The 455-nt window shown below is 40.9% G+C and carries 1 protein-coding gene; it reads right to left on the bottom strand.

Going from position 1 to position 455, the window contains the following annotated elements:
• The coding region (locus ACYQ3Q_RS28510; RefSeq protein ID WP_459931751.1) for an IS1634 family transposase at positions 1-455 on the bottom strand (455 nt) is incomplete at both ends.

The following is a 455-nucleotide window of genomic DNA, read 5'->3' on the forward strand; positions in this document are numbered from 1 at the left end:
CAAAGTCTTGTTCAAAGCTTCGAGCCCTTCTTTAATGGTCTCTATGCAGTGGTTTCGATACTCTGTATCATCCGTTCTTTTCTGGGTATTTAGGCATAACAAGAACCTTTGACCCTCAACTGACGGCAAGAACCGTACAAAAAGACTGTCTTGAATCTCCTTCATTTGAGCTTCGTCAATAGCGATATTTTGAAGGTATTTCTTACTCCAGGCCCGAGGGATCGCCATCACGTATTTCTGGTTTAACCCTATAATTGCTTTAATATTTTTTTCGCTTAACATACCTCGGTCTCCAACAAAAATAAACTCCTTAACTTTGTAGGCATTTTTAATTTCTTCCACGATCGTTGATACCGTTGTTTTGTCGGAGGTATTACCTGAGTAGATTTTACATTTAATCGGGAATCCATCGGGGGTAGTAACCAGTCCGATGACCAGTTGCTCACGATCACCTC

It is taken from the genome of Desulfosporosinus burensis (genome assembly GCF_054657535.1).